Annotated in this window: 6 protein-coding genes and 1 pseudogene; 5 read left to right on the top strand and 2 right to left on the bottom strand. The window is 72.9% G+C overall.

The window, feature by feature from the left end; translation table 11 throughout:
• A pseudogene (locus tag HET64_RS33685) lies at nt 1-671 on the top strand (Tellurium resistance); the annotation flags it as partial.
• A gap of 43 nt (nt 672-714) precedes the next feature.
• On the opposite strand, the gene HET64_RS33680 reads toward HET64_RS33685, so the two are convergent.
• Nucleotides 715-1,896: a glycosyltransferase gene (locus HET64_RS33680; protein ID WP_215111021.1), complete on the bottom strand. Its 1,182-nt coding sequence runs from the start codon at nt 1,894-1,896 to the stop codon at nt 715-717.
• Nucleotides 1,897-1,954: 58 nt separating this feature from the next.
• On the opposite strand from HET64_RS33680, the gene HET64_RS33675 reads away from it, so the two are divergent.
• From HET64_RS33675 to HET64_RS33660, 4 genes are all read left to right on the top strand, one after another.
• Entirely contained in the window at nt 1,955-2,743 is a 789-nt protein-coding gene (locus tag HET64_RS33675) for a glutamate racemase (RefSeq protein WP_215111019.1), read from the top strand.
• Nucleotides 2,744-2,841: 98 nt separating this feature from the next.
• Nucleotides 2,842-3,405, top strand: a complete 564-nt coding sequence (locus HET64_RS33670; protein ID WP_215111017.1) for a hypothetical protein — start codon at nt 2,842-2,844, stop codon at nt 3,403-3,405.
• Between the two features lie 169 nt (nt 3,406-3,574).
• On the top strand, nt 3,575-5,167 hold the full coding sequence (gene lnt / locus HET64_RS33665) for an apolipoprotein N-acyltransferase (protein ID WP_215111023.1): 1,593 nt from the start codon (nt 3,575-3,577) through the stop codon (nt 5,165-5,167).
• Between the two features lie 30 nt (nt 5,168-5,197).
• The gene (locus HET64_RS33660) at nt 5,198-5,680 is read left to right on the top strand and encodes an NUDIX domain-containing protein (protein ID WP_215111015.1); all 483 of its coding nucleotides are present in this window, start codon (nt 5,198-5,200) and stop codon (nt 5,678-5,680) included.
• Between the two features lie 4 nt (nt 5,681-5,684).
• Here the strand turns inward: HET64_RS33660 and HET64_RS33655 are convergent.
• Nucleotides 5,685-7,710 (bottom strand): neutral/alkaline ceramidase (locus HET64_RS33655; protein ID WP_215111013.1); only part of this gene is annotated, 2,026 nt, incomplete at its 5' end.

Below are 7,710 nucleotides of genomic sequence, written 5' to 3'. Positions count from 1 at the left end.
CCGCCCCCGTGGCCCCGGCCGCCGCGACGCCCGTGCGGCTGACCAAGATCACACTGACGAAGAGCGCGCCGTCCGTCTCGCTCGCCAAACAGGGCGGCACGTCCGGCGCCCTGCGCGTCAACCTCAACTGGGAGGTACGCAAGCAGTTCAAGAGCTGGGGAGCGAAGCTCGGCCGGGCCGTCGCCATGCACGCCGATCTCGATCTCGACCTCTGCGCACTGTACGAACTCTCCGACGGCCGGAAGGGCGTCGTGCAGTCGCTCGGGAACGCGTTCGGCTCACTGAACAGGCCCCCCTTCATCCATCTCGACGGCGACGACCGCACCGGCGCTCTCTCCAGCGGCGAGAACATGACCATCAACCTCGACCACAAGGACCTGCTGCGGCGTGTACTGATCTTCGTCACCATCTACGAGGGCGCCCGCAGCTTCGCCGATCTCCACGCCACGGTCACCCTCCAGCCGCAGAACGGCGCGGCCATCGACTTCTCCCTCGACGAGTGCACCGTGCCCTCCACCGTCTGCGCCCTGGCCCTGATCACCAACAACGGCGGCGACCTCACCGTGCAGCGCGAAGCCCGTTACCTGGTCCCGGACCGGGGAGTGAGCCCGCAGCGCACCATCGACGCCGCCTACGGCTGGGGCATGAACTGGACGCCCGGCCGCAAGTGACCCGCCGCGCCCGCCCGGGCCGGCCGCACGCCTCCGCGCGGCGTCACCGGTCGGGCGCGGCCTCCGGGCGCGCGTAGGTGCGGCCCTTCCAGGCCGCGCCCCGCCCCCGGTAGTGCTGGACGGCCGAGTCCACCGTCATCAGCAGATACAGCACCGCCGTCAGTGGCAGCAGCGGCCCCAGCCACAGCGACTGCCGGTAGTAGGCCAGCATCGGCAGATACGTCGCCGTCATCACCGCCCACGCCGCGCCGCCCGCCCAGGCCGCCGCCCCGTCTCCCGTCAGCAGCCCCGCCGCCAGCGTCGCGGGCGGCGCCGCGTAGACCAGCAGCAGCCCCGGGACCGTCCCCGCCAGCAGCAGCGGACTGTGCCGCAGTTGGGCGTACGCGCTGCGCGCGACCATCCGCCACAGATCCGCCAGCCGCGGATACGGCCGCACGCTGTCCACCCGGTCCGCGAGCCCCAGCCAGATCCGGCCGCCGCTGCGCCGTACCTCCCGCGCCAGCGACACGTCGTCGATGACCGCCTGCCGGATCGAGTCCGGGATCCGCGCCCGCTCGGCGGCCTCGGTGCGCAGCAGGACGCAGCCCCCCGCGGCCGCCGCCGTCCGCGACCCGGCCCGGTTCACCCGGCGGAACGGGTAGAGCTGCCCGAAGAAGTAGACGAACGCCGGCACCACCAGACGTTCCCAGACACTGTCCACCCGCAGCCGCGCCATCTGCGACACCAGGTCGAAGCCGCCCTCGCCCCCGGAACCGGCCGCGGCCACCAGATCACGCAGGCTGTCCGGCTCGTGCGCGATGTCCGCGTCGGTCAGCAGCAGGAAGTCCGGCTTGTCCCGCCGGGCCACCGCGATCCCGTGCCGCAGGGCCCAGAGCTTGCCCGTCCAGCCCTGCTCCGGCTCCCCGGGCGTCACCACGGTCAGCGGGAACCCTCCGTACCGGCCGGCCAGATCCCGGGCCAACTGCCCGGTGCCGTCGCTGCTGCAGTCGTCGACGAGGATGATCCGGACGTCCCCCGGATAGTCCTGGACCAGCAGCGACGGCAGGCTCACCGGCAGCATCTCCGCCTCGTCGCGGGCCGGCACCACCACCGCCACCGACGGCCAGCGCGCCGGGTCGGTGCGCCGGGGGAGCCGCTGGTCCGTCCGCCAGTAGAAGCCCTGCCCCAGCAGCAGCCACACCCACGCGATCAGTGAACCCACGGCGATCCAGGCAACGGCGCTCATCCGCCGAAGTCTGCCCCACCGAGCCCGGTCCGCAAGGGCTGTCGGCTAGGGTGACCGGGTGAAGATCGCGCTCATGGACTCCGGAATCGGCCTGCTGGCGGCAGCGGCCGCAGTGCGCCGCCTGCGGCCCGACGCCGAACTCGTCCTCTCCTCGGACCCCGGCTCCATGCCCTGGGGCCCCCGCACCCCCGAGGACATCACCGCGCTCGCCCTGGACGTCGCCCGTGCCGCCGCGGCCCACCGGCCGGACGCGCTGATCGTCGCCTGCAACACCGCCTCCGTCCACGCCCTGCCGGCGCTCCGCGCCGAACTGGAGCCCACGCTGCCGGTCATCGGCACGGTCCCGGCGATCAAGCCGGCCGCGGCGGGCGGCGGCTCCGTCGCCATCTGGGCCACCCCGGCCACCACCGGCAGCCCCTACCAGCGAGGGCTGATCGGTGACTTCGGCGGGACCGCGGATGTCACCGAGGTCCCGTGTCCCGGGCTCGCCGACGCCCTGGAGCACGGCGACGAGGCCGCGATCGACCGGGCCGTGGCGGCCGCCGCCGCCCTCACCCCGTCCGATGTGCGGGCCGTCGTCCTCGGCTGCACCCACTACGAGCTGGTCGCGGCCCGGATCCGCGACGCCGTGCAGCGGCCCGGCCGCCCGCCGCTCGCCCTGCACGGGTCCGCCGGAGCGGTCGCCGCCCAGGCGCTGCGCCGGATCGGTGCGGACCCCGCCCCGACGGCCGAGCCCTCCGCCGGGCTCACCGTGCTCCAGGCAGGCCGCCCCGCAGCCCTCCCGCAGGCCGCCCTGACCTACACCGAGGGCCGGATGCTGGCTGCCGCCGCGGTGCCCGCCCGCTGATCGAGCCCCCGGGGAGCCCCCGGCGGATCGGGGCCGGGTAGCCCGATCGGCCCCCGCAGCCCCGGCCGGGAACCCGGAACGCGGCTACGCTGCTGAATATGACGGACCTCCCCCAGAGTGCGAGGCACGGGTCGAGCCAGGCGCCGCCCACGGAGTGGAACGGCCGCGCCACCAACCGTATCCAGTGGGTGCTGGCCCTCGCGGGCGCGGGCTGTGTGGCGCTCGGCATCGAGCTGGCCGTCGACGGCGCCTGGACCTCGGGCATCGCCCCGCTGCTCATGTCGGTGGTCGGCTGCCTCGCCGCCGGACTGCTGATCCTCTTCGGAACGCTCGCCTTCGTCCACGTGTCCGTCAAGGTCGACGGGGACAGCCTGGAGGTGCGCTGCGGCCACGCCGGCCTGCCGCGCCGCCGGATCCTGCTCAGCCATGTGACGGGCGCGGACTTCGTCCCCCGGATCAACCCGCGCCAGTGGGGCGGCTGGGGCTACCGCTGGCGTCCCGAGCAGGGCACCGCCGTCGTGGTCCGCAAGGGCGAGGGCATGGTCCTGCGCCTCGGCGACGGCCGCACCTTCACCGTCACGGTCGACGACGCGGAGACGGCCGTACGGTTCATCCGGCAACGCCTGCACCTGCCGGCCTCCGGGAAACGACCGGGCGACTGACCGGACTCATGACCGGGCCGCACCGGCCGCCGGCCACTGCCCCGGCGACCGACCGGGCCGCCCACCGTCGGCCGGGAGGCTCCCCGGAGCCGCCCGCGTCCCCGCCCCACGCAGGTCAACGCCGCCGCTCACAGCCGCCCACCGTAGACTCCGCCGGGTGAGCGCCACCATGACTCCCGTCGACGACCCGCCGCCCGCCACGGCCTCCCCGGCCGCCGGACTGCTGCCGCGGCTCCTCCGCCCGGCCGCCGCCGTGCTGTCCGGACTGCTGCTCTACGCGAGCTTCCCGCCCCGGCCCCTGTGGTGGCTCGTGCTGCCCGGATTCGCCCTGCTGGGATGGGTGCTGCACGGGCGCCGGCTCCGGTCCGCCTTCGGCCTCGGTCTCCTCTCGGGCCTCGGGTTCATGCTTCCGCTGCTGCACTGGACCGGTGAGGACGTCGGCCCGGTGCCATGGCTGGCCCTGGCCGTCGCGGAGGCGCTCTTCATCGCGGTGGGGTGCGTCGGTATCACCGCGGTGACCCGGCTCGCGTACTGGCCCGTGTGGGCGGCCGCGGTCTGGACGCTGGACGAGGCGGTCCGCGCCCGGATCCCGTTCGGCGGCTTCCCCTGGGGCAAGATCGCCTTCGGCCAGTCCGAGAGCGTCTTCCTGCCCCTCGCCGCGCTCGGCGGCACCCCGCTGCTCTCCTTCGCCGTCGTCCTGTGCGGCTTCGGGCTCTGCGAGGCCGTGCGACAGCTCGTCGCGTACCGCACAACCGGAAAGGTCCCGCGCGCGGCCGTCGTCGGCGCCGCCGTGAGCGTCCTCGTGCCGGTCGCCGGGGCCCTCGCCGCGCTGCCCCTGGTCGACGACTCGGCGGAGAACGGCACGGCCACCGTCGCCGCGATCCAGGGCAACGTGCCGCGCCTGGGCCTCGACTTCAACTCCCAGCGCCGCGCCGTCCTCGACAACCACGCCCGGCGCACCGCGCAGCTGGCCGAGGACGTGAAGGCGGGCAAGGAGAAGCAGCCCGACTTCGTGCTGTGGCCGGAGAACTCCTCCGACCTCGACCCGTACCTCAACGCGGACGCCCGCCAGGTCATCGACGACGCCGTCAAGGCGATCGGCGCCCCCACGGTCGTCGGCTCGGTGGTCGAGAAGGGCTCCGACAGCCTCCGCAACACCCTGATCGAGTGGGACCCGGAACAGGGCCCCGTCGACACCTACGACAAGCGGCACATCCAGCCGTTCGGCGAGTACATGCCGATGCGCACCGTCGCCCGCTTCTTCAGCGAGGACGTCGACCGGGTGCAGCGCGAGTTCGTCCCCGGCACCGAGGTCGGCGTCTTCGACCTCGCGGGGACGAAGGTGGGGCTCGTGACCTGTTACGAGGCCGCCTTCGACGACGCCGTACGCGACACCGTCACCCACGGCGGCCAGATGATCGCCGTGCCGAGCAACAACGCGACGTTCGGCCGCAGCGAGATGACCTACCAGCAGCTGGCCATGTCCCAGGTGCGGGCCGTCGAGCACGGCCGGGCCGTCGTCGTTCCCGTCACCAGCGGGGTCAGCGCGGTGATCCGCCCGGACGGCACGATCGTCGAGAAGAGCGGGATGTTCACCCCCGACGCTCTCGTCGACGAGGTCCCGCTGCGCTCCTCGCTCACCCCCGCCACCCGGATGGGCCCCCTGCCCGAGGGCGTCCTCGCGCTGCTGGCCCTGGCGGGCCTGGGCCGGGTGGGCGTCTCGGCGTTCCGGGCCCGCCGGAGTCGGGGGACCGGGCAGTAGCACCTGGCCCGGCCACGTAGGCTCGGATCCATGGCTACTCCCGACTTCATCCGTGACATCCGCGCCACCGCCGGGCACCAGTTGCTCCTGCTGCCCGGGGTGACGGCCATCGTCCTCGACGACGAGGGCCGTGTGCTGCTCGGGCGGCGCGCGGACACCGGTAAGTGGTCCGTCATCGGCGGGATCTCCGAACCGGGGGAGGAGCCGGCGGCGACGGCGGAGCGCGAGGTGCTGGAGGAGACCGGCGTGCACTGTGTGGCCGAACGGGTGGTGCTCACGCAGGCGCTGGAGCGCGTGCAGTACGCGAACGGCGACATCTGCCAGTACCTCGACGTCACCTTCCGCTGCCGGGCGACCGGCGGCGAGGCGCGCGTCAACGACGACGAGTCGCTGGAGGTGGGCTGGTTCCCGCTGGACGGGCTCCCGCCGCTCGGCGAGTTCGCCCTGTTCCGGATCAAGCAGGCCCTCACCGAGGGCCCCGCCTGGTTCCAGCCCACCCCGCGGACGTCCTGACTGTCTAGTTCACGGTGAAGGTCCCGGTCGTCCCGGTGAACGGCGTGATCTTCCCGAGCAGGCTCCTGGCGTCCCCGTGGTGCACGATCCGGTACGTGCCGGGTGCCGTGTCCGCCGAGATGTCCCAGGCGATCGTGGCCTTCGAGGTGCCGGTCAGACCGTTCAGCCGCGTCCACCGGTAGGTGGTCTCCCAGTCACCGTCGTCCAGCACCCGCTGCCACGTGCCGTTCTCCAGCCGCTGCACCTCAAGGAAGGTGGAGCCCCGGCGGACGTTGTTCTTCGGGTGTCCGGTGGCGAACTCCACGGTCGCGGTGGCGCCGCGCGCGTACGAGGTCTCCGGGGCCTTCAGGACGCCCCCGAACGCCTTGCCGGCGGGCGGGTTGTCGTACACGACCCCGGTCTGGAAGGTGAACTGCCGGCCCGACTCGTCAGGAGGCGTAGCGCCCCGCTCCAGGGTGGTCCCCTCGCGCAGTGAGTCCGCGATCCGGGCGTACTCCTGCTGGTAGGCGGGCAGGGTGTAGCGGCCGTACAGCGTGGAGCCGCCCTCGTAGTTCTGGGTGTCGTACTCCTCCGGCGTCGTCACGTACTGGCTGTAGGCGTTGGCGTACCCCTGGAGCAGGACGCGGTCCAGCGGGACGCCCAGCCGCTCGGCCACCGTACGGCGTACGCGGAGGCCGGAGGTGATCGTGAACTCGCCCGGGGCGGCCACCAGGTGCAGCTCGCCGATCTTCATGATCTGGAGCGGGAGGCGCTTCGGCGTGACCGGGTGGACGTTGCTCAGCAGCCCCGTGGGGATCAGGCTCGCCTTGGGGTACTGGCAGGTCGCGAGCCAGGACGGGGTGTCGATGCGCAAGGCGTCGATGATGCCCGCGACCGGGGTGCGCGTGCCCTCCTCGAAGCCGGGGATCGCGGGACCGTCCTCGACGCTGCCCGCGAGCGTGGACGCGCCCACGACGGCGGGGCAGGTGCGGTGCTCCTTGCCGTCCGGGGTGTACTCCGGCCGTACGGTCACGTTCTCCATGTCGACGTAGGCGAGCCGGGAGTCGACCCCTCCGGAGACGGGCCGTGTGTCGTCGTAGATCTCGCGGGCCTTGTCGAGCTGGCGCTCACCGATGACGCGCGTGTTCTCGAACTCGTCCTCGGTGGGACCGGATCCCGGCTTCAGATTGAGGTTCGGCGACATGTCGCCGGCGTTGGTGTTGGGGAAGGCCGCGACGAAGCCGGGGGTGTCGTCGAGGTAGCGCACGCCCTCGTGGTCGTGCTCCCAGGCGTAGGCGGCGTAGCCCTTGTTGTCGGGGCTGATGAGGGTGTTCTTGTTGGTGATCGAGGTGTTGTGGGTGGCGAACCAGCTGATCGCGCCCGCGTCCCTGTCGCCCTGCCGGAAGCGCAGGACGGTCATCGCCGGGTCGATCGCGTCCGGGAAGGCCGCCCGGTCGGCCGCCGGGTTGCGGTCGAACGCCTCGCGGGAGCGGTTGACGCTGGCGTCGGTGAGGGTTCCCGTGCCCAGGCTCATCGTGCCGGGCTTCAGGTCCTCGTGGGCCCGGGCGACGGAGTCCGTTATGCCGTCGACGATCGCCCGGTAGGTCTCCTTCTGGAAGCCGAGGACGGAGAGGTTGTAGGCGACGTGGTGGGAGTAGCCGCCGGGCCCCGAGTGGGTGTGGGTGGCCGACAGCAGGACGTTCTCCTCGTCGTACAGGTCTCCGTAACGCTCCTTCAGACGGGCGATGACCCCCTGCTGGACGGACTGGAAGATCATCGCGAGGTCGGCGTTGACGTACACCACGCGCTTGCCGCTCGACCGGTCGACGACGACGAAGGCGCGCGACCGCTGCCGCTGATGGATGCCCGACGTCTTCTGGTCGAAGCTGGAGTAGCCCATCATCCCGGTCTCGGCGGCCTCGCCCGTGACATCGGAGATGCCTCGCCCGACGAGGTAGTCCCCGCCGTCGGCGGTGTTCGACGCCGACGCGGGGGAGGGGGCGCCGAGGGTGACCGCGCCGAGGACGGCGGCGAGTACCGCGACGGGGAGC

The organism is Streptomyces sp. McG3, from assembly GCF_018619185.1.
GTDB lineage: Bacteria > Actinomycetota > Actinomycetes > Streptomycetales > Streptomycetaceae > Streptomyces.
The sequence above is the reverse complement of the archived record's forward strand: the minus strand, read 5'-3'. Positions and strand labels throughout refer to the sequence as shown.